The 19,373-nt window shown below is 70.9% G+C and carries 23 protein-coding genes, 1 tRNA gene and 2 pseudogenes; 15 read left to right on the top strand and 11 right to left on the bottom strand.

Annotated elements, in window-relative coordinates; all coding sequences use genetic code 11:
* Positions 1-112 precede the first annotated feature (112 nt).
* The 3 genes from SYNGFB01_RS07785 to SYNGFB01_RS07795 form a co-directional block, all read right to left on the bottom strand.
* Positions 113-1,000, bottom strand: coding sequence for a galactose mutarotase (locus SYNGFB01_RS07785; protein WP_048017596.1), 888 nt, complete (start codon positions 998-1,000; stop codon positions 113-115).
* 12 nt (positions 1,001-1,012) lie between these two features.
* Complete coding sequence (locus SYNGFB01_RS14905; RefSeq protein WP_048017597.1) at positions 1,013-1,222, bottom strand: hypothetical protein; 210 nt, start codon at positions 1,220-1,222, stop codon at positions 1,013-1,015.
* Positions 1,223-1,409: 187 nt separating this feature from the next.
* Positions 1,410-1,481: transfer RNA gene (locus tag SYNGFB01_RS07795), tRNA-Val, on the bottom strand.
* Between SYNGFB01_RS07795 and SYNGFB01_RS13225 the strand changes: the two genes are divergently transcribed.
* Genes SYNGFB01_RS13225 through mazG form a run of 5 tightly spaced genes read left to right on the top strand, consistent with a single transcriptional unit; the run spans position 1,482 to position 4,923 of the window.
* The gene (locus SYNGFB01_RS13225) at positions 1,482-2,429 is read left to right on the top strand and encodes a lysophospholipid acyltransferase family protein (protein WP_072061587.1); all 948 of its coding nucleotides are present in this window, start codon (positions 1,482-1,484) and stop codon (positions 2,427-2,429) included. It begins immediately after the preceding tRNA gene.
* Positions 2,430-2,438: 9 nt separating this feature from the next.
* Positions 2,439-2,654 carry a hypothetical protein gene (locus SYNGFB01_RS14255; RefSeq protein WP_048017599.1) on the top strand — a complete coding sequence of 72 codons (216 nt, stop codon included), beginning with the start codon at positions 2,439-2,441 and terminating at the stop codon, positions 2,652-2,654.
* On the top strand, positions 2,647-3,603 hold the full coding sequence (locus SYNGFB01_RS07810) for a lysophospholipid acyltransferase family protein (RefSeq protein WP_048017600.1): 957 nt from the start codon (positions 2,647-2,649) through the stop codon (positions 3,601-3,603). Before SYNGFB01_RS14255 ends, SYNGFB01_RS07810 begins: the two co-directional genes overlap by 8 nt.
* 5 nt (positions 3,604-3,608) lie before the next feature.
* Positions 3,609-4,085, top strand: coding sequence for a DUF2227 family putative metal-binding protein (locus SYNGFB01_RS07815; protein ID WP_048017601.1), 477 nt, complete (start codon positions 3,609-3,611; stop codon positions 4,083-4,085).
* Between the two features lie 7 nt (positions 4,086-4,092).
* Complete coding sequence (mazG, locus tag SYNGFB01_RS07820; RefSeq protein ID WP_235300024.1) at positions 4,093-4,923, top strand: nucleoside triphosphate pyrophosphohydrolase; 831 nt, start codon at positions 4,093-4,095, stop codon at positions 4,921-4,923.
* 13 nt (positions 4,924-4,936) lie between these two features.
* Here mazG and SYNGFB01_RS07825 read toward each other — a convergent pair whose 3' ends face one another.
* Positions 4,937-5,644: a carbonic anhydrase gene (locus tag SYNGFB01_RS07825; RefSeq protein ID WP_053068391.1), complete on the bottom strand. Its 708-nt coding sequence runs from the start codon at positions 5,642-5,644 to the stop codon at positions 4,937-4,939.
* 130 nt (positions 5,645-5,774) lie between these two features.
* On the opposite strand from SYNGFB01_RS07825, the gene SYNGFB01_RS07830 reads away from it, so the two are divergent.
* On the top strand, positions 5,775-6,047 hold the full coding sequence (locus SYNGFB01_RS07830) for a hypothetical protein (protein ID WP_048017603.1): 273 nt from the start codon (positions 5,775-5,777) through the stop codon (positions 6,045-6,047).
* A gap of 16 nt (positions 6,048-6,063) precedes the next feature.
* On the opposite strand, the gene arfB is transcribed toward SYNGFB01_RS07830, so the two are convergent.
* Positions 6,064-6,516 (bottom strand): alternative ribosome rescue aminoacyl-tRNA hydrolase ArfB, encoded by a 453-nt coding sequence (arfB, locus tag SYNGFB01_RS07835; RefSeq protein WP_048017604.1) that lies wholly within the window; start codon positions 6,514-6,516, stop codon positions 6,064-6,066.
* A gap of 83 nt (positions 6,517-6,599) precedes the next feature.
* Between arfB and speE the strand changes: the two genes are divergently transcribed.
* On the top strand, positions 6,600-7,502 hold the full coding sequence (speE, locus tag SYNGFB01_RS07840) for a polyamine aminopropyltransferase (RefSeq protein ID WP_048017605.1): 903 nt from the start codon (positions 6,600-6,602) through the stop codon (positions 7,500-7,502).
* On the top strand, positions 7,499-8,356 hold the full coding sequence (speB, locus tag SYNGFB01_RS07845; protein WP_048017606.1) for an agmatinase: 858 nt from the start codon (positions 7,499-7,501) through the stop codon (positions 8,354-8,356). The genes speE and speB overlap by 4 nt, the downstream gene beginning before the upstream one ends.
* 11 nt (positions 8,357-8,367) lie before the next feature.
* On the opposite strand, the gene SYNGFB01_RS07850 is transcribed toward speB, so the two are convergent.
* Entirely contained in the window at positions 8,368-8,772 is a 405-nt protein-coding gene (locus tag SYNGFB01_RS07850) for a cyclic nucleotide-binding domain-containing protein (RefSeq protein WP_048017607.1), read from the bottom strand.
* A 115-nt stretch (positions 8,773-8,887) separates the two neighbouring features.
* On the bottom strand, positions 8,888-9,133 hold the full coding sequence (locus SYNGFB01_RS07855; protein ID WP_048017608.1) for a hypothetical protein: 246 nt from the start codon (positions 9,131-9,133) through the stop codon (positions 8,888-8,890).
* A 167-nt stretch (positions 9,134-9,300) separates the two neighbouring features.
* On the opposite strand from SYNGFB01_RS07855, the pseudogene gcvT reads away from it, so the two are divergent.
* The 5 genes and pseudogenes from gcvT (at position 9,301) to SYNGFB01_RS07880 (ending at position 15,982) form a co-directional block, all read left to right on the top strand.
* Positions 9,301-10,439 (top strand): annotated as a pseudogene (gcvT, locus tag SYNGFB01_RS07860) (glycine cleavage system aminomethyltransferase GcvT).
* 91 nt (positions 10,440-10,530) lie between these two features.
* Positions 10,531-12,391 (top strand): annotated as a pseudogene (aspS, locus tag SYNGFB01_RS07865) (aspartate--tRNA ligase).
* A gap of 125 nt (positions 12,392-12,516) precedes the next feature.
* The gene (locus tag SYNGFB01_RS07870; protein ID WP_048017609.1) at positions 12,517-13,422 is read left to right on the top strand and encodes a sigma-70 family RNA polymerase sigma factor; all 906 of its coding nucleotides are present in this window, start codon (positions 12,517-12,519) and stop codon (positions 13,420-13,422) included.
* A gap of 118 nt (positions 13,423-13,540) precedes the next feature.
* Positions 13,541-14,029 (top strand): Dps family protein, encoded by a 489-nt coding sequence (locus SYNGFB01_RS07875; protein WP_048017610.1) that lies wholly within the window; start codon positions 13,541-13,543, stop codon positions 14,027-14,029.
* A gap of 279 nt (positions 14,030-14,308) precedes the next feature.
* Positions 14,309-15,982, top strand: a complete 1,674-nt coding sequence (locus SYNGFB01_RS07880) for a CTP synthase (RefSeq protein WP_048017611.1) — start codon at positions 14,309-14,311, stop codon at positions 15,980-15,982.
* A gap of 48 nt (positions 15,983-16,030) precedes the next feature.
* On the opposite strand, the gene SYNGFB01_RS07885 is transcribed toward SYNGFB01_RS07880, so the two are convergent.
* Together SYNGFB01_RS07885 and SYNGFB01_RS07890 are read right to left on the bottom strand one after the other, a co-directional pair.
* Positions 16,031-16,423 (bottom strand): type II toxin-antitoxin system VapC family toxin, encoded by a 393-nt coding sequence (locus tag SYNGFB01_RS07885; protein WP_048017614.1) that lies wholly within the window; start codon positions 16,421-16,423, stop codon positions 16,031-16,033.
* On the bottom strand, positions 16,423-16,644 hold the full coding sequence (locus tag SYNGFB01_RS07890; RefSeq protein ID WP_048017612.1) for a hypothetical protein: 222 nt from the start codon (positions 16,642-16,644) through the stop codon (positions 16,423-16,425). Before SYNGFB01_RS07890 ends, SYNGFB01_RS07885 begins: the two co-directional genes overlap by 1 nt.
* A gap of 655 nt (positions 16,645-17,299) precedes the next feature.
* On the opposite strand from SYNGFB01_RS07890, the gene SYNGFB01_RS14910 reads away from it, so the two are divergent.
* The gene (locus SYNGFB01_RS14910) at positions 17,300-17,593 is read left to right on the top strand and encodes a hypothetical protein (protein ID WP_200900078.1); all 294 of its coding nucleotides are present in this window, start codon (positions 17,300-17,302) and stop codon (positions 17,591-17,593) included.
* 148 nt (positions 17,594-17,741) lie between these two features.
* On the opposite strand, the gene SYNGFB01_RS13230 is transcribed toward SYNGFB01_RS14910, so the two are convergent.
* Positions 17,742-18,083 (bottom strand): hypothetical protein, encoded by a 342-nt coding sequence (locus SYNGFB01_RS13230; RefSeq protein ID WP_235300026.1) that lies wholly within the window; start codon positions 18,081-18,083, stop codon positions 17,742-17,744.
* 244 nt (positions 18,084-18,327) lie between these two features.
* Positions 18,328-18,450: a DUF4347 domain-containing protein gene (locus tag SYNGFB01_RS15415; protein WP_161795869.1), complete on the bottom strand. Its 123-nt coding sequence runs from the start codon at positions 18,448-18,450 to the stop codon at positions 18,328-18,330.
* Between the two features lie 366 nt (positions 18,451-18,816).
* On the opposite strand from SYNGFB01_RS15415, the gene SYNGFB01_RS07900 reads away from it, so the two are divergent.
* A partial coding sequence (locus tag SYNGFB01_RS07900; RefSeq protein ID WP_235300028.1) for a 7-carboxy-7-deazaguanine synthase QueE occupies positions 18,817-19,373 on the top strand: 557 nt, incomplete at its 3' end.

The raw sequence follows: 19,373 nt of genomic DNA on the forward strand, positions 1-19,373 counted from the left end.
CCGATGACGCCCTCAACGCGATGCGCTTCCTCCCCGATGTGGTGACCAACGCCATCGAGACCACCCTCGCCCGGGTTTACGACGTGGATGCCGACGAGCTGGCCGAACTGCTCTACCCCGACGACTGAGGCCAGATCGAGACCCGATAGCGGCTCTCCAGCCGGCAGCTGGCCCCCGGGGCCAGCTCGAGCCGGCGATCGCCGCTGATCAGGGCCTGACGCGGCGCGGTCCAGGGCTCCAGGCAGACCATCGGGCGGGGTGGATCGCTCCAGACCACCGCCAGATCCAGCGGCGGCGTGGCCTGCAGCTCCAGCTGACTGCCGAAACCGGGATCGCAGAGGCGCACAGGCCCGGCGGTGGAGGCCAGCAGGTCCACACCTGTGGCGAGGCGCCGCAGTTGCTCCGCCGTGTCGGCCGCGGCGCCGCTGGTCTGGTCGATGCAACCGGCCGGCAGCCCGTCGATCCGCACCGCCTCCAGGCTCGACACACGGAAGTAGGGATGCAGGCCGAGGCTGAACGGCAGCGGCGCGTCGCCGCGGTTGAGCACGGTGAGCTCGAGCGCCAGGGCCGAGGGCTCCAGCCGCGCCGCCAGGCTGAGCCGGAAGGCGAAGGGATAGTGGGGGCGTGTGGCTGCGCTGTCACTGAGGCTCAGCTCCACGCCGCAGCCATCGGTGAGCGGCGCAAGCTGCCAGGGCAGATCCCGGGCGAAGCCGTGCTGGGCGATCGGAAAGGTGCCCTGCGGCAGGGGCAGCCGGTCGCCGGGCAGGCCGCCGCAGATGGGAAAGAGCACGGGAATGCCACCGCGCACCGACAGCGACGGGTCCCGAAACCGTTCCAGATCGAGATAAAGACGCTCCTGGCCGTTGCAGCGCCAGCCTGTGATCAATCCGCCGCGCTCCGGCACCACCAGCAGGCGATCGGCCGGGTGCCCCTCCTGATCGCCGGCGGGATCGGTGAATGTCCAGTGGCGATAGGGATGATCACACCGCTGCAAGGCCATCGGTGCCGATGTTCAGCTGTGTTCGCGCAGAATCGTGGTGCAGGTGGTCACACACTCGCCGTCATCGAGTGAACAGCTGGTGATGCACTCGAAGTAGGCTTCCACCGGATCAAACACCGGCTCCATGCCGGCAGCGGCATGCGACTGGCCCTGTGTCGACAGAATGGGCTCGGGCTGGGCGGGCCAGGATGCACCGGGAATGCCGTGACTTCCGTTGATCATCCTGACCTCGCTGCGTGGTGTCTCACCCTATGAAGAGGGAACTGAGCGGGGCAACAACATTGAGCAGAGATGCTCAGGCAGCGATTGCGCAATGTGAAGCACAGCGTCGTGCGCTACAAAGGCCAGGGTTCGGAGCGCGATCCCGGGACGATCGCCGTGGTCCCTGGACCAACAGGCTTTTTGGAGATGCGCGATGCCGGGTTCGAACCAGCGACATCCTGCTTGTAAGGCAGGCGCTCTACCGCTGAGCTAATCGCGCGTGGGCGGCAACCTACACCAACCGTTCGGCACCCGCCTGAGCTGGCGCCTGCAGTCGCTGGCACTGCGATTCCTGCTGCCGCTGCTCAGGGGGCGGTCGCACACCCGCATGGAACGCCTCGTGCATCAGATCGTGCGACGCTGCCGCCCCCTCATCCGAGGGCGGATCGCCGCGGCCGCCGCCGGGCTGAAACGGGTCTACGGCGAATCGCTCGACCCCGCTCAGCGCACGGCCCTGGCGGAGCGATCCCTGGAGCACTTTCTGCTGGCCTGCCTGGAATCGGTGATCCGGCCGGTGGACGATCGCATCGTGGCCGGTGGCGAGGGCCTCGAGGCGCTGCTGCACCGCCCGCCGGGACAAGGGGCGATCGTCGCCTCGCTGCATCTGGGCTGCTGGGATGTGGCACTGCGGCACCTGAGCCAGCGGCTCGACGATCTGGCGGTGATTTACCGGCCGATCGACAATCCGGACGTCGATCGCCTGCTGAACCAGGCCCGCAGTGGCAACAGCCGCTGCCAGTGGATCAGCAGGACCAACCCACGGGCGATGCTGGCGTGGCTGCGGCGAGGCGGCACACTTGTGGTGATGACCGATCTGCACGCCTACGAGAACTGCCTGGAGGTGGACATGCTGGGCCGGGCCACCCGCATCTCCAGCGGCCCGTTCCGGCTCGCTCAGACCACCGGCTGTCCGATCTTTCCGGTGGCCCATGTGCGTGACGATGACGGCAGCTTCCGGCTGCACTGCGGCCCGCCGATCCCGCCCCCTCANGGCCCCGACGGCCCCCGGCTGCAGGCCCAGGAACTCTGCCGCTGGCAGGAGNCCTGGATCCACCAGTACAGCGAGCAATACCTGTGGGCCTACCCGCGCTGGCGCCGGGGCGAGGGCGCCCGTCTGCGGGAGGTTGTGACCGCGAAGGCCCGGGTGCTGAGCCTGGCGCGGGGCTGAGCGGCTGCCATGGCCCGCAGGCGACAGCTCGACGAGACCACCCGCGTCGCCCCGGGCCCCCTCCGCCTTGCGCTGAGCACCGGCAGCCCGATCCCTGCCGCCATGGACGGCGGCAGCTGCAAGACCCTGGTGCTGTGCCGCTGGCAGGGGGATGGGCGGTGGCTGGGGGCCGCGGCGGAGCCTGAGCGGCGCATGCCGCTTCGCATCCGGAGCAGCCATGGCTGACCGTCCAGGCCGGCGCAAGCGGCGGCGCAAGTGGCAGCGGCGGCTGCGCCGGCAGGTGCAGACCCTGGCGGTGCAAGTCGGGCTGCTGGCGTTGCGCCACCGTCGCCATGCGGTGATGCAGTGGTTGATCCGGGTTGCCGTGCGCCTCGGTGCTCCGTTGTTCGGCCGCCAGTTCAAGCTCGGCGAACGGAACCTGGAGCGGGTCTACGGACCCACCCTCTCCCCCCGCCAGCGCCACCGACTCATCCAGCAGGCGGTGGAGCACTTTCTGCTGGCCTGCCTGGAATCGATCCTCCGACCGGTGGACCATCGCGTGCGCTTCGAGGGCGAGGGTGTCGCAGGTCTGGTGGAGCGCAGCCCCGGGCAGGGAGCGATCGTGGCCTCGCTGCATCTGGGCTGCTGGGATGTGGCCCTGCGCTGGCTCAGCCAGCAGCGGAGTGATGTGGCCGTGGTCTACCGCTCCTGGTCGAATCCCGAGGCCGATCGGCTGCTCAACCAGGCCCGCAGCGCCAACAGCTTCTGCCACTGGATCAGCAAGACCGACACCCGGGCCATGCTGGGGTGGCTGCGCCGCGGCGGGACCCTGGTGGTGATGGCCGATCTGCATGGCCAGCACAACCCCGTGGATGTGACCTTCCTCGGGCTGGCCACGCGGCTGTCGGCAGGGCCCTTCCGGTTGGCGCAGAAGACCGGCTGCCCGATCTTTCCAGCCGCCCATGTGCGCGACGACGATGGGTGTTTCCTGGTGCATGTCGGAGCACCCCTGGCCGCCGGCGTCGATGACCTCGAGCGGCTGGCTCAGGCCCTCTGCGACTGGCAGGAGCCCTGGATCCACGACTACGCCGAGCAATATCTCTGGACATACCGGCACTGGCGCCGGCAGGAGGGCCGGCGGCTGCGGCCGCTGCGGCCACCAGGGGCTCGTGTGCTGGCTGGGCTGGGGCCCTGATCCCCATGGCCAGCGGGCGTCACCACGACCGGGCCACCTGGGTGGTGTGCCTGCCCTTCGCCGTGCTCTGGTGGCCGGCGATGGGGCTGGCGGGCGCCGCCACGGCGGGGCTGGCCTTCCTGCTCGGCGGCCTGCTGCTCTCGCCCGATCTCGACACGCGCTCCAACCCCACCCGGCGCTGGGGACCGCTGCGTCTGCTGTGGTGGCCCTACCGACGGCTGCTGCGGCACCGCTCGCTGCTCTCCCACGGCCCGCTGCTGGGCAGCGCCGGCCGGCTGGCCTACCTGGGCCTGCTGGGGTTCGCGCTGAGCCTGGCGCTGGCACCCCTGGGCGGCCCCGCTCCCGCCGCACTGATCGGCATGGCGCAGCAGCTCTGGCGGGAGCGCCAGCCCCTGGTGCTGGCGGCGCTGGTGGGGCTGGAGGCAAGTGCCTGGCTGCACCTGATCCAGGATGGCGACCCGATGCCCCGCCGCTGGCGCTGACGCCGCCATGACCGCTGACGCCCTGCAGGATCTGGTGGCCGTGGTGGCCCGCCTGCGCGACCCCGAGGGCGGCTGCCCCTGGGATCTGGAGCAGACCCATGCCTCGCTGGTGCCCTACGTACTAGAGGAGGCGCACGAGCTGGCCGACGCCATCCGCCATGGCGACGACGCCCACCTGGCCGAGGAGCTGGGCGACCTGCTGCTGCAGGTGGTGCTGCACGCCCAGATCGCCAGCGAGACGGGCCGCTTCGATCTGGAGGGGGTGGCCCGCGGCATCCGCGACAAGCTGATCCGCCGCCATCCGCATGTGTTCGCCGGCGCCGAAGCGGCGGACAGCGCTGCGGTGCGGGTGAGCTGGGAGGCGATCAAGGCCCTGGAGCAAAGGGATCGGGCCCCGGCGGAGGCCGGCGGCTCCGCCAGCCCCCTCAGCGACCGCCTGGCCGGCAAGGTGCGGGGTCAGCCCGCCCTGGCGGGCGCCATGACGATCTCCAGGCAGGCGGCCGGCGCCGGGTTCGAGTGGGACGACCTCGAGGGCGTGTGGCAGAAGGTGCACGAGGAGCTCGAGGAGCTCAAGCAGGCGGCGGCCAGTGGCGACAAGGCCCACGCCCAGGAGGAACTGGGTGATCTGCTGTTCACCCTGGTGAACGTGGCCCGCTGGTGCGGCCTCGATCCGGAGGCCGGCCTGGCCGGCACCAACCGCCGCTTCCTGCAGCGCTTCGCCAGGGTGGAGCAGGCCCTGGAAGGGCAGCTGGAGGGGCGCAGCCTCGGCGAGCTGGAGGGCCTGTGGCGGCAGGCGAAGGCCGCGATCCGCGCCGAGACCGGCAACGAGCGCGCCTGAGGCTGCCAGCCCCTCAGAGCACGCTCACCAGGCCCCTGACCAGATCGCAGTAGGCGGCGGCGATGCGCAGGCGACCCCGCGCCCGGGCCTCGGCCAGCAGGGGGCTGCGCTCGGCCAGCTGGCCGGCGGCGGCGCGGGCGTGGCGGCRCACCGCCTGGTTGAGGTCGTCGCTGGGCACGAGCGTGGCCCGGATCGGCGCCACCAGTTCCTCCAGCAGCGGCGTGAGCGGCTCGCTGGCCCGGGCGGCGGTCACGGCGCCGCAGCCGCTGTGGCCCAGCACCACGATCAGCGGCACCGCCAGATCGGCCACGGCGTATTCGAGCGAGGCGATGCCGGCGTTGAAGGCGGTGTTGCCGGCGCTGCGCACGTCGAAGAGCTCCCCCGGCCCCACATCGAAGAGCCACTCCGGCGAGAGACGCGAATCGGCGCAGGTGAGCACCGCCGCCCAGGGCCGCTGGCCCCGCGCCAGCGCGGCCGGATCGGGCTGGCAGCTCTCTCCCCAGAGCGCCGCGAAGCGGGCCATGCGCTCGTGCGGATCGAGATCACCGGCGGTGCTCTGCCACAGGGCCGCGAAGCGGCGGTTGCCGGCCAGCAGCGCCTGCAGCGGATCGCCGGCGGATGGCAGACACGCAGCTGCCGGGCCAGCTGATCGGCGGCGGGGCTGGAGAGCTCGGCCGCAGCGGCCCGAGCGGCGCCGGCCAGGGCAAGCCCCCCAGCCCAAGGCCGGCAACGCCGCGCAGCAACCGCCGCCGTGAGAACGTCTCCTGGTCCTGCGTCGATGGCATGGGCAGCAGGGCGGAGCCCCGGTCTAGCCGCGGCCATGCTGGAGCGGAGCAGCAGCGGCGGTGGTCATGTCGGAAGTCGGGCACGCCGCCGCGAAGCCACCTGTCTCCGCGGCCACCGACCCGAGCCTGCGCAACCGGATGGTGCTGATCAGCGGCGGTGCCAGCGGCATCGGCGCGGCGATGGTGGCGGCCTTCAGCGCTCAGGGAGCCCGGGTGGCCTTCCTCGACATCGACAGCATCGCCGCCGAATCCCTCGTGGCCCGGCCGGCGCTGTTCCTGGCCAGCGACGATTCCCGCATGATCACCGGGCAGAACCTGGTGACCGGCGGCGGGCGCTGATAGCTCGCGCAGCGGCTCACTCCTGGGGCATCTGCAGCCGGCCGCCCCGCAGCCGCTTCACGGCGCTGCGCTGCTGCTTGGCATCCAGGCGCCGCTGCACCGAACCGCGCGTGGGGCGGGTGGCGCGCCGCGGCGGTGGCGGCGGCTGCAAGGCCTCCTGCAGCAGTTCCAGCAGGCGCCGCCGGGCCACCGTGCGGTTCTGCCACTGGCTGCGCTGCTCGCTGGCGGTGATCACCAGACAGCCTTCCACCAGGCGCCCTTCCAACCGCCGCAGCGCCCGCGCCCGCAGGGCAGGCGGCAGCGAGGGCGTCGCCGCGAGATCGAACCGCAGCTCCACCCGCGAGTCGGTGCTGTTGAGGTGCTGGCCGCCGGGCCCCGAGGCACGCGAGAAGCGCCAGCGCAGCTCCGCCGCCGGGATCACCAGCCGCGGCGTCAGCCGCAGATCGCCGGGATTCCGCTCGGATGCCATGGCCCGAGCCTGTCACGGGCGGGGTCCGGCCGGGAAGCTGCCCCCGTTGATGCGCAAATCTGGGGGCAGGAACCCGCGCACCGATGGCCGAGAGCAGCAGCCCGCCCGCCCCACCCCCCGGTGGGCCCCTCTTCGCATCAGGCTGGATTGATGAGATCTTCGATGGCGTGCGCTACGGGCTGGCCGGCCGCGTGATCGCGGAGCAGCAGTCGGCGTTCCAGCGCGTCACGATCATCGAGAGCGAGCGCTACGGCAAGGGCCTGCTGCTCGATGGCTGCTGGATGACGGCCGAGCGCCAGGAGCGTCACTACCATGAGGCGATCGTGCACCCGGCCCTCTGCGGTGCCGAGCGCATCGAGCGGGTGCTGGTGATCGGCGGCGGCGACGGCGGCACCGCCCGCGAGTGCCTGCGCCACTCCGGCGTGCGGCACCTCGACATGGTGGAGATCGACGGCCTGGTGGTGGCGTGGAGCCAGCAGCACCTGCCCTCGATCGGGGGCGGCTGCTGGAGCGATCCCCGCTTCCACCTCACCGTGGGCGACGGCATCGCCTGGGCGGCGAATGCTCCGGATTCCAGCTACGACGTGGTGATCGTGGATGGCTCCGACCCGGCCGGTCCGGCCGAGGGGCTGTTCAACCGCGCCTTCTTCGAGCAGTGCCGCCGCATCCTGCGGCCGGGCGGCGTGTTCGCCACCCAGAGCGAATCGCCCGAAGCCTTCCGGGCGGTGCACATCGACACCGTGCAGGTGATCCGCGAGGTGTTCGGCCACGCCGACCCGCTGTACGGCTGGGTGCCGATGTATCCGAGCGGCTGGTGGAGCTGGACCTTCGCCGCCACCGACGGCCGTCGCTACCTGCAGCCGCACGCCGACCGCGCCGCGGCCGTGGCCGAGGGCTCCGAGATCTGGAGCCCCCGCTGGCAGCGCGGTGCCTTCGACGCCATCCCCGCGGCCATCGAGCGCGCCCTGGACGCCCGGAACGGATGAGCGATCTCTTCGACAGCGACGGCGCCATCTACATGGCCGGACGCCGTGATCCGGCCGGCTGCCGCGTGGGCCTGTTCGGCGTGCCCTACGACGGCACCACCTCGTTCCGCCCCGGCACCCGTTTCGGGCCGGCGGCGATCCGCGAGGTGAGCAGCGGCCTGGAGACCTACTGCCCCCAGCTCGACCGGGATCTCGAAGATCTGGCCTTCGCCGACCTGGGCGCGGTGGCCATCCCCTTCGGCGCCCCCGAACCCGTGGTGGAGGCCGTCAGGCAGGCCGCCACCGCGGTGCTCGCCCTGGGGCTCCGGCCGCTGATGCTGGGCGGCGAGCACTCGATCAGCTCCGGCGCCGTGGCCGCCGTGGCGGGCCAGCACCCCGATCTGGCGCTGGTGCAGCTCGATGCCCACGCCGACCTGCGCCAGGAGTGGCTCGGCGCCCACCACAGCCACGCCTGCGCGATGCGGCGCTGCCTGGAGGTGCTGCCTAGCCAGCAGCTCCTGCAGATCGCCATCCGCAGCGGCACGCGCGAGGAATTCACCGAGCTGCGCCAGAGCGGCCGCCTGGTGGCGATCGAACGCATGACCGAGGCGCTGCGGCCACTGCGCGGCCGGCCCCTCTACCTCACGGTGGATCTCGACTGGTTCGACCCGGCGGTGATGGCCGGCACCGGCACGCCGGAGCCCGGCGGCTTCCTCTGGAGCCACTTCGCCGAGCTGGTGGCCGAGCTGCGCCACCACCAGCTGGTGGCCGCCGACGTGGTGGAGCTGGCACCCCATCTGGATCCCAGCGGGGTCAGCAGCGTGCTGGCGGCCAAGGTGGTGCGCAGCCTGCTGCTGCTGCTGGGCACGCCCTGAGTGGGGAGGCTTCAGTAGCAGCAGGTGCCGCTGGTGCGCTGCTCGCGCAGGCGCTCATGCTGCTGGCTGATCAGCAGCACCGCCAGGGTGGGGTGGTTATGCAGCAGGTTGAGGAAGCGCAGCCGATCGAGGCCGAGCAGCTCCACCGGTGTGCGGGCCACGGCGTCGTTGCGGTAGATGCGGTCCCGCCAGACGATGTCCTGGTAGCTGAACAGCTCGCCGGGCCGGTAGCAGAGCTTCTCGCCCGTCTCCCCCACCACCTCGACGATGCCGCGACGCACCCCGTAGATCACATCGGCGCGAGTGCCCCGGCAGAACACCTTGCTGCCGGTGGGCAGGGTGAGCAGCTCGGCATCGGCCTGAGCGGCCATGAGCTCGATCGGTGTGGTGAAAGTTGGGGCTGTGACCAACGCCATCACCTCCAGGACGCCATGGGATCAGAGACCTCATTACAGCGCCCGGACCGACCAGCGACGGTGGCCCAGGCTGCATCACCGCCTGCGGAGCGGCAATTGCCGATTTTCTTCAGAATCACACCGCCGGCAGCACGACCTCGAGGCTGAGCTGGCGATTCGTCCGCGGCAGCGGCTGTCCGACCACCGCCTGGTCGGGCGTCATCACCGGCAGGCGGGGTGGACGGGCGGTCCAGTGATGACACCAGAGCTCGTTGGCCAGATCGGGATGGATCGGCAGCTGGCGCATCTGGCACCAGCCGAATTCGACTCCGCTCGGGGGAGCGCAGTGGCGGCAGCTGCGGCAGCAGGGGCGATGGGCCATCCGATCCGGTAGCCGGGCGCACAGACTAGACAGCAGGTCCCACCCTGAGAAGGTGGAGATGCCCGAAACTCCTGATTCTCTTCCGGGTCGCCGCAGCAGCCTGCCGACCGGGGTCGCTCGGTCCATAGGCTCGGCGCTGCCCGTGCAACTCTCCCCGAGGCGCGCCCATGGCCCAGCACTCCGCGCTCCGGCGCACCCCTCTGAACGAGGCGATCAGCGCCGCCGGCGGCCGCCTGGTGCCGTTCGCCGGCTGGGAGATGGCGGTGCAGTTCGGCGGCCTGGTGGCGGAGCACCAGGCGGTGCGGCGGGCCTGCGGCGTGTTCGACATCTCCCACATGGGGGTGCTGCGGCTGCGCGGCGAGGCGGCCAAGGACGCCCTGCAGGGGCTGGTTCCCAGTGATCTGTTCCGGATCGGCCCCGGCGAGGCCTGCTACACGGTGCTGCTCAATGAGCAGGGCGGCATCCGCGACGACCTGATCGTCTACGACCGCGGCTGGTGCGCCGGCCCCGGCTGTGCCCCGGACAGCCACGAGCTGCTGCTGGTGATCAACGCCGCCTGCGCCGAGGCCGACACCGCCTGGCTGCGCAGCCAGCTCGAACCGGCGGGCATCGCGATCAGCGACGCCAAGGGCGACGGCGTGCTGCTGGCCCTGCAGGGACCCGAGGCGGCGGCACGGCTGGAGGCGCTGACCGGCACGCCGCTGGCGGGGCTGCCGCGCTTCGGGCACCGCGAGCTCGAGCTCAGCGGCATCGGGCCGGCCTTCGCAGCCCGCACGGGCTACACCGGCGAAGACGGCTTCGAGCTGCTGCTGGGGCGGCAGGCCGGCATCGCCCTCTGGCAGCGGCTGCTGGCCGAGGGCGTGACGCCCTGCGGCCTGGCGCCCGCGACAGCCTGCGGCTGGAGGCGGGCCTGCACCTCTACGGCTCCGACATGGATGCCACCACCACGCCGCTGGAGGTGGGGCTGGGCTGGCTGGTGCATCTGGAGATGCCCAAGCCCTTCATCGGCCGGGAGGTGCTGGAGCGCCAGAGTGCCGCGGGGGTGACGCGCCGGCTGGTGGGTCTTGAGCTGAGCGGGCGGGCGATCCCGCGCCACGGCTACCCGGTGCTGGCCGCCGGGGGCGACGCCGGCAAGGCACCGATCGGCTCGGTGACCAGCGGCGGCTGGTCGCCCAGCCTCGAGCGGGGCATCGCCATGGCGATCGTGCCGGCCGGCCTGGCCAGGCCGGGCACGCAGCTGGCGGTCGGGATCCGGGGCCGGGCGGAGCCGGCACAGGTGGTGCGGCGGCCCTTCTACAGGCGCTGACGCGAAACAGCCCGGCGCTGACGCCAAACAGCCAGGCGCTGACGCCGAACGGGCCGGGTGGGACAATCGCCGATTCGAGTGCGGACCGGCCATGCGCAGCCACGGGTGCGGCGACCTGCGGGAGGAGGCCAGCGGCCAGGCCGTGCAGCTCTGCGGCTGGGTGGACCGGCGCCGCGACCACGGCGGCGTGATCTTCATCGACCTGCGCGACCGCAGCGGCACGGTGCAGATCACCGTGGATCCCGACAACGGTGCCGACACCTTCGCCGTGGCCGAGCACCTGCGCCACGAAACGGTGATCCAGGTGGCGGGCACGGTGCGCCAGCGGCCCGCCGAATCGATCAACGACAAACTCGCCACCGGCCGCATCGAGGTGCTGGCCAGCGGCATCAGCGTGCTCAACAGCGTGAAGGGCAACCTGCCGTTCCCGGTGTCGGTGCACGACGAGGAGAACACCCGCGAGGAGCTGCGGCTGCGCCACCGCTACCTGGATCTGCGCCGCGAGCGCATGAACGGCAACCTGCGCCTGCGCCACCGGGCCGTGCAGGCGATGCGGCGTTACCTGGAGGAGGCCGGGTTCATCGAGGTGGAGACGCCGATCCTCACCCGCTCCACCCCGGANGGCGCCCGCGACTATCTGGTGCCAAGCCGGGTGTGCGGCGGCGAGTGGTTCGCCCTGCCCCAGTCGCCGCAGCTCTTCAAGCAGCTGCTGATGGTGGGCGGCCTCGAGCGCTACTACCAGATTGCGCGCTGCTTCCGCGACGAGGATCTGCGCGCCGACCGGCAGCCGGAGTTCACCCAGCTCGACATGGAGATGAGCTTCATGGATCAGGAGCAGATCCTGGAGCTCAACGAGGGGCTGATCGCCGCCATCTGGAAGGCGGTGAAGGGGATCGAGCTGCCGCGACCGTTCCCGCGACTGAGCTGGCACGAGGCGATGGCGCGCTACGGCACCGACCGCCCTGACACCCGCTACGGGCTGGAGCTCACCGACGTGAGCGACATCGTGGCGGACATGGGCTTCAAGGTGTTCTCGGGCGCCGTCAAAGCCGGCGGTTCGGTGAAGTGCATCGCCGTGCCCGGCGGCAACGAGGCGCTCTCCAACGTGCGCATCAAGCCCGGCGGCGACGTGTTCGGCGAGGCCCAGGCCGCCGGCGCCGGTGGCCTGGCCTTCATCCGCGTGCGCGAAGGCGACGAGATCGACACGATCGGCGCCATCAAGGACAACCTCTCCGAGGCGCAGAAGGCCGAGCTGCTGGAGCGCAGCGGCGCCGAAGCCGGCACGCTGCTGCTGTTCGGCGCCGGCGACACCGCCACGGTGAACAAGGCGCTGGATCGGGTGCGCCAGTTTCTGGCCCGCGAGCTGGGTCTGGTGCAGCCCGACCGCGACAACGACACCTGGAACTTCCTGTGGGTGGTCGACTTCCCGATGTTCGAGTTCAACCGCGAGGAAAACCGCCTCGAGGCTCTGCACCACCCCTTCCTGCGCCCCAAACAGCGCCGACCTGGGCAGCGATCCGGAGCGCTGGGCCGAGACCCTGCCCACGGCCCGGGCCCAGGCCTACGACCTGGTGCTCAATGGCCTGGAGCTGGGTGGCGGTTCGCTGCGCATCCACGATTCGGCCCTGCAGCGCCAGGTGCTCCAGACGATCGGCCTGCCGGCGGCGGAGGCGGAGCGGCAGTTCGGCTCCTGATGGAGGCGCTCGACATGGCGCCCGCCCACGGCGGCCTGGCCTACGGGTGGACCGGATCGTGATGCTGCTGGCCGGCGAGGAATCGATCCGCGACACGATCGCTCCCGAGACCAGCAGGCCGCTGCCTGATGACCAGCCCGCCGGCGTGAGCCGGCGCCAGCTGCAGGAGCTGCACNGACCCAGGCCCCCGCCGGCGTGAGCCCGGCGCAGCTGCAGGAGCTGCACGTGGCCAGCACCTGGGAGGAGGGGGAGGATTGAGCCCGCGCGGCCGGGGCCCGCACGGGCTTCGGTCGCAGACTGAGTCTCGAAGCGAAACAAAATGCGGCCAAAGCCGCCGCGCCTCCGCCGCCGGCGTCAGGTTGGAGGATGTCGCCGCAGCCGCCATGGCCAGCACCGACCTGGTTCGCCTCTATCTCCAGGAGATCGGCCGGGTGGATCTGCTCAGCCAGGAGGAGGAACTCATCCTGGCGCGGCTGGTGCAGCAGCGGGAGCGGCTGCTGGCCGATCCCGAGCAGGGCGGCCTCGACCCGCGCGAGCGGCGGCGGATGCTGCACCGCGGCAAGCGGGCCAAGGAGCGGATGATCCAGGCCAACCTGCGGCTGGTGGTGGCCGTGGCCAAGAAATACCAGCGGCGCGGCCTGGAGCTGCTCGATCTGGTGCAGGAGGGCAGCCTTGGGCTGGAGCGGGCGGTTGAGCGCTTCGATCCCAGCCGCGGCTTCCGCTTCAGCACCTACGCCTACTGGTGGATCCGTCAGGGAATCACCCGGGCCCTGGCCTGCCAGAGCCGCACCATCCGCCTGCCGGTGCACGTCACCGAGAAGCTCAACCGGATCAAGCGCGCCCAGCGGGAGCTGAGCGTGCGGCTGGGGCGGCTGCCGAGCCTTGCGGAACTGGCGGCGGAGCTGGGCAGCAGCGAAGCGGCGCTGCGGCAGACCCTGGAGCGGGTGCCCCGGCCGGTGTCGCTGGAGACGCGGGTGGGCGCCGCGCACGACACCGAGCTGGGCGAACTGCTCGAAGACAGCCACGCCACGCCGGAYGAGCAGCTCAGCCGAGACCAGCTGCACGACGACCTCGAGGCGCTGCTGCATGAGCTCAGCAGCCGTGAGGCGGCAGTGCTGCGGCAGCGCTTCGGCCTGGAGGACGACCGACCGCGCACGCTCAACGAGATCAGCGAGCAGCTGCACATCTCGCGCGAGCGGGTGCGGCAGATCGAGGCGCGGGCGCTGCTGAAACTGCGCCAGCCGCACCACTGCGGCCGCGTGCGCGACTACCTCGGCAGCCTCAACTGACTGAACCGAGCCGAACCGGGCTCAGCGGGCCAGGCAACGAACGGCAACGAAGCGGCAGCGCGGGCGCCCCGCAACCAGCCAGGGGGAGCTAAAACGGAGTCACTACGAGTTAGCCCCTATGCCAACCGTCACCGCGCCACCGATCGACATCGGCATCCCCGAGGCCCAGCGTGCCCGCATCGCCGAGGGCCTCGGCCGCGTGCTGGCCGACAGCACCGTGCTCTACGCCAAGACCCACGGCTTCCATTGGAACGTGACCGGGCCGATGTTCAACACGCTCCACCTGATGTTCATGGAGCAGTACACCGAGCTGTGGAACGCCCTCGACGTGATCGCCGAGCGCATCCGCGCCCTCGGCCATGTGGCGCCGTTCGGCGGCAGCACCTACAGCGGCCTCTCCTCGATCCCGGAAACCCACGGCGTGCCCGCCGCCCTGGCGATGGTGCGCGAGCTGGTGGAGGGCCATGAGGCCGTGGCCCGCACAATCCGCAGCGTGATCAGCCTGGCGGATGAGGCCAACGACCAGCCCACCGCCGACCTGCTCACCCAGCGGTTGCAGATCCACGAGAAGACCGCCTGGATGCTGAGGAGCCTGCTGGAGGAGTGAGCGCCGCCAGTCTCAGCAGGCCGAGTGGGGCCTGAAGGGGAGACAGGCCCGCATCAGCCTTAGCCGGCAAGCCCTGCAAGGCCTGGAGCCGCGCAGCCGTTCAACGGCCTGAACCAGGCCCGAAGAAGGCTCCTGGCTTCAGCGGGGCCGGCGAGGGCGAGGCCGGTATTGTCCGCGCAGCGGGCGCGACCGGCCGAACCCCCGCCGGCCCCGCAGGCACTGGAGCGCCTTGGGGCACTCGGTAGATTGAAGGGTCCGCCACGGGTCGGCCGCAGCTCCATGAGCAAGTTCGTGTTCGTGACCGGCGGGGTGGTGTCGAGCATCGGCAAGGGCATCGTGGCGGCGAGCCTGGGCCGGCTGCTCAAGAGCCGCGGCTACAGCGTGTCGATCCTCAAGCTGGATCCGTATCTCAACGTGGATCCGGGCACGATGAGCCCGTACCAGCACGGCGAGGTGTTCGTCACCGAGGACGGTGCCGAGACCGACCTGGATCTGGGCCACTACGAGCGCTTCACCGACACGGCCATGTCGCGCCTCAACAGCGTGACCACCGGCTCGATCTACCAGGCGGTGATCAACAAGGAGCGCCGCGGCGACTACAACGGCGGCACGGTGCAGGTGATCCCCCACATCACCGGCGAGATCCGCGAGCGCATCCACCGGGTGGCGGCCAACAGCAACGCCGACGTGGTGATCGGCGAGATCGGCGGCACGGTGGGCGACATCGAGTCGCTGCCGTTTCTGGAGGCGATCCGCGAATTCCGCGGCGACGTGGGCCGCCACGACACGGCCTACGTGCACGTGACCCTGCTGCCCTACATCGGCACCTCGGGCGAGCTGAAGACCAAGCCCACCCAGCACTCGGTGAAGGAGCTGCGCTCGATCGGCATCCAGCCGGATGTGCTGGTGTGCCGCAGCGACCGGGCGATCACCACGGATCTGAAGCGCAAGATCGGCGGTTTCTGCGGCGTGCCGGAGCGGGCGGTGATCCAGGCCCTCGATGCCGACAGCATCTACGCGGTGCCGCTGGCGATGGAGCAGGAGGGGCTCTGCCGCGAGGTGCTCGATGTGCTGCGGCTCACTGACCACGAGAGCGACATGAGCGGCTGGGCGGAGCTGGTGACCAAGCTGCGCCACCCCGGCCCGGCGGTGAAGGTGGCGCTGGTGGGCAAGTACGTGCAGCTCAACGATGCCTACCTCTCGGTGGTGGAGGCGCTGCGGCACGCCTGCCTGGAGCGCGACGCCTCGCTCGATCTGCACTGGATCTGCGCCGAGCAGATCGAGGTGCAGGGCGCCGAGGCCCTGCTGGCGGGCATGGATGCGGTGGTGGTGCCGGGCGGCTTCGGCAACCGGGGCGTGGACGGCAAGGTGGCGGCGATCCGCTGGGCGCGGGAGCAGCGGGTGCCCTTCCTGGGGCTGTGCCTGGGCATGCAGTGCGCCGTGATCGAGTGGGCCCGCAACCAGGCCGGCCTGGCCGATGCCACCAGCGCCGAGCTCGATCCCGACACCACCCACCCGGTGATCCACCTGCTGCCGGAGCAGCAGGACGTGGTGGACCTGGGCGGCACGATGCGGCTGGGCGTGTACCCCTGCCGTCTGGCGGCCGGCACGATGGGCCAGCGGCTCTACGGCGAGGAGGTGGTGTACGAGCGGCACCGCCACCGCTACGAGTTCAACAACGCCTACCGAAACCTGTTCCTGGAATCGGGCTACGCGATCAGCGGCACCTCACCGGACGGGCGCCTGGTGGAACTGATCGAACTGAAGGATCACCCCTACTTCACCGCCTGCCAGTACCACCCCGAGTTCCTGTCGCGCCCCGGCAAGCCCCATCCGCTGTTCCGCGGCCTGATCGAAGCGGCCCAGGCTCGGTGCGGCGCGGCCGCGAGCGCCAATGGCCGCGAGCAGCCGGCCGCCCCGGCAACACCCCAGGAGCTGCCGCTGCAGGTGTGACGCGACTGGACGATGGCGACAGTGAGGGGATGAGATGGCGCCCCGTGATCAGGCCTCGATCAGCTCAACCCGGCAGCCCAGACCCGGCGCCCGCGCCACCCGGCCATCAGCAGTGAGGAGGGGCAGCTCGAGTTGCTCCGCCAGGGCCACATAGAGCGCGTCGTAGGCGGTGAAGTTGGCCCGAAGCTGCCACGCCCTCGGCCAGAGCTCCCTGGTGGGATGGCGTCGCAGACCCAGCTGGGAAGCGGCCTTCAGGGCCAGGCGCCCGTGAACTTCCGGCAGCTGATCGGCCAGCACCAATCGCCTCAGCACGGAGAGCAGCTCCGCGTCGATCAGCTCAGGGGCATGCAGGGAGGCGGTGGCGATCCGGGCGCGGGCAGCGCCGTCATGCACCAGAGCATCGATCAGGGCCGAGGCATCCACCACCACCGCGGTCGCCATCAACGCTCGTCGCGGCTGGCATCAAGGGCCTCGAGGATGCTGCTGCGCGGGATCGGCTGCGAGGGAAGGTCGGCGAGCAGGCTGGCGTTATCGGCGCGCCTGGCGGTTTCGGTGAGCTCCTGCAGGGCAAAGGTGCTGAGCGGTAGGCCAGCGCGACGGGCCAGCAGCTCCAGCCGCTCAGCCACCGCTTCAGGCACATGACGGATGTAAAGAGTGCGCATGCCGGCCGGAGGTCTGCTTGCTATGAGCTAGCAGCTTAGGCCTTGTGGTCAGAGCGCATGCCTGTTGAACCTCGGCAAGGCCATCACCGTGCGGCCATGGATCACCACCCACAGCCCGGCGGGNTTGTCCAGGCCGNCTCCGGAGCCCTTCTGACAACCCAGTTTCACTGCCAGCCAGCAAGCTGGGTAGGGAGCGGAATGGCTTGATGAAAACGACCCTCGGCCTGCCGGACCACCTGGTGCGCCAAGCCAAGCAGAGGGCCCTGCAGGAGGGGCGCACGATCGGGGAACTGGTCTGAATACATCCAGGTGGGGCTCCGCGGGGNCACAGCAGCCCCTGCGCCCGCCCCGAGCCGTGCGGTGAAGCTGAATCCTGCGGGGCTGCCGGTGTTCCGCGCAGAGCCGCCCGGGAACCAGCTGGGGATCAATCTGGGAACAGCGTTGCGACTTGAGCAGGAGTGCCTGGTACAGGAGGACATCCGCCGTGCAGGCCTCTCTTCTTGATGTGACTGTGTGGCTGGCGGCGGCCTTTGAAACCNATCCCGGCCATCGCAGCGACCGGGAGGTGCTGCTCCAGGCCACGCCCGCTGCGCCAGCCNTGTTCTACCGCGCCACACAGCAGAACTTTCTGTGACTGGCGTCGACCCCGGCGAGCTTGAAGGCCTACCAAGCCACGGCGATCACCAATCAGGATGCTCTGGCTGCCCTCCAGGCCTTCCAGGCACTCCCCCAGGTGGATCTGGTCGACAAGCCGATCGGGATTGAGGCCCTCTGGTGGCGCCTGGCGGGGCTCAGTGAGGCGGCACCCAAACGGTGGATGGCCGCCTATCTGGCAGCCTTCGCGATCTCCGCCTCCACCAGCTTGATCAGCCTGGATCAGGACTTCCGCCAGTTTCTCGGGGCAGGGCTCGATCTCGAGCTGCTGCAGGCCGATGCGGGCTCAGGCTGATCGAGGCGGCAGGGGGGAGTGAGCCCTGAGCTCAGGCTGCGCTGAAGGGATTCAGCAGGCGCACACCGGTGCCGGCGAAGTCGTCAGCGTTGCGGGTCACCACGGTGGCGGATCAACTCCACCCCCCGCCGAAGCTCGCCAATCGTGATCACCGAGAGAAACAGTGGCTTGTCGTTCCTGGAGGCATCGGCCCAGAAGGCGCGCACACCGGGATCGGCGCGGGGGCCTTGCGTGCCTCGCTGATCACGTTGGTGTCAACCACAACCATCAGCCGCCTCAGCTGACTCCGCCGGTCTCTGGAAATCGGCGTCGCCACCCAGATCCGGCATGGAGGCCAGCAACTCGGCCAGTTTCTGGCGGGGGGGGTCAGCAGGGCGGCGGCCAGGATGGAGCGGTGTTCGGCCTCGACGCTGCGGCCATGGGTGCCGGCCCGCTGCTTGAGAGCCTGCACAAGCGCCTCATCCACACCCCGCACCAGCAGATCAGCCATCGCTGTCGCTCCCTCTGATCGCAAAGCAATCGGCAACACGCTGGTGTGCCGTAGTGAGGGGCGCTGCCAAGCGCCCGGAACTGGCTGGAACTGTTGCGGACCGATGGGGGCGCAGGCCTCAGCCGAGGCCCACGCACATGATGCTCACCAGTTCGTGCATGTTGAACCAGAGCAGCGTGCACCTTGNCGCCCGTGAACCGCTCCAGCTCGGCCACGAAGCCGGCGTCGGCACCCGCCCGGCAGCTCAGCAGGGTGATCGCCTCCACGCCCACTCAAGCAGCAGGGCCCGCTGGCGCTCCAGCACCTGGGTGGTGATCGGCTCGGCACCCAGCAGGATGCGGCCCGGCTCGCCGTGGGCCACCAGCACCAGCTGCGCGCGGCGGTTTCGGCCAGCCAGGCCGTGATCCGCTCCACAGCCCCCTGATCGGCCGCCAGGGTGCGCTGGGCAACGCTGGGCAGCACGGCGGCCTGCAGCAGCGGCAGATCGGCCAGNCTCCTCAGCAAACACAACCAGGNCGTCGGCACGACCAGCCGGCTGCAGGGCCGGGGTCGTCACGGTGAGCGCCGAGGAGCGAACCGTGGATAGCCCACGTAAATGATTTCGCGGGCAGAGCAGCGGATTATGTCAATCTCTTTGCTTCCTCGGCAGCACACTCCGCCAGGGCGGCCCGGCATCAGCGCAACCCTCCGCTGTCAGGCTGTGGGGGCCATCGATTCCCAGCCGCGCCTGCCCGTGCCTGCCCAAGCCTCGCCGGCCCTGCCTGTGGTGGAAACCTTCCACTCCCTGCAGGGCGAGGGGCTGCACGCCGGCCGCAGCGCCTTCTTCATCCGCCTGGCCGGCTGCACGGTGGCCTGCCCCTGGTGCGACACCAAGGCCTCCTGGCCCGCCGCCGCCCATCCCCAGCGGCCACTGGCCGATCTGGCCGCCGAAGCCCGGGCCGCGGCCGCGGCCGGCGCCGCCTTTGCGGTGATCACCGGCGGTGAGCCGCTGCACCACGATCTCGAGCCGCTCTGCCGAAGCCTCGCTCCCACCGGCCTGCCGCTGCACCTGGAAACCAGCGGCGTGGACCGGCTCAGCGGCACCTTCCACTGGATCACCCTCTCACCCAAACCGCACCGCCCGCCCACGCCGGAGCTGCTGGCCGGCTGCCACGAACTCAAGCTGGTGGTGCACGAGCCGGCCGATCTGGCCTTCGCCGAGGCGATGGCCGCCGCCGCCGCCGCCGCCGGCAACCGCCCCGCCCTGCTGCTGCAGCCCGGCTGGGAGAGCCCCGCCGGCCGGCAGCTCGC

It is taken from the genome of Synechococcus sp. GFB01 (genome assembly GCF_001039265.1).
GTDB lineage: Bacteria > Cyanobacteriota > Cyanobacteriia > PCC-6307 > Cyanobiaceae > NIES-981.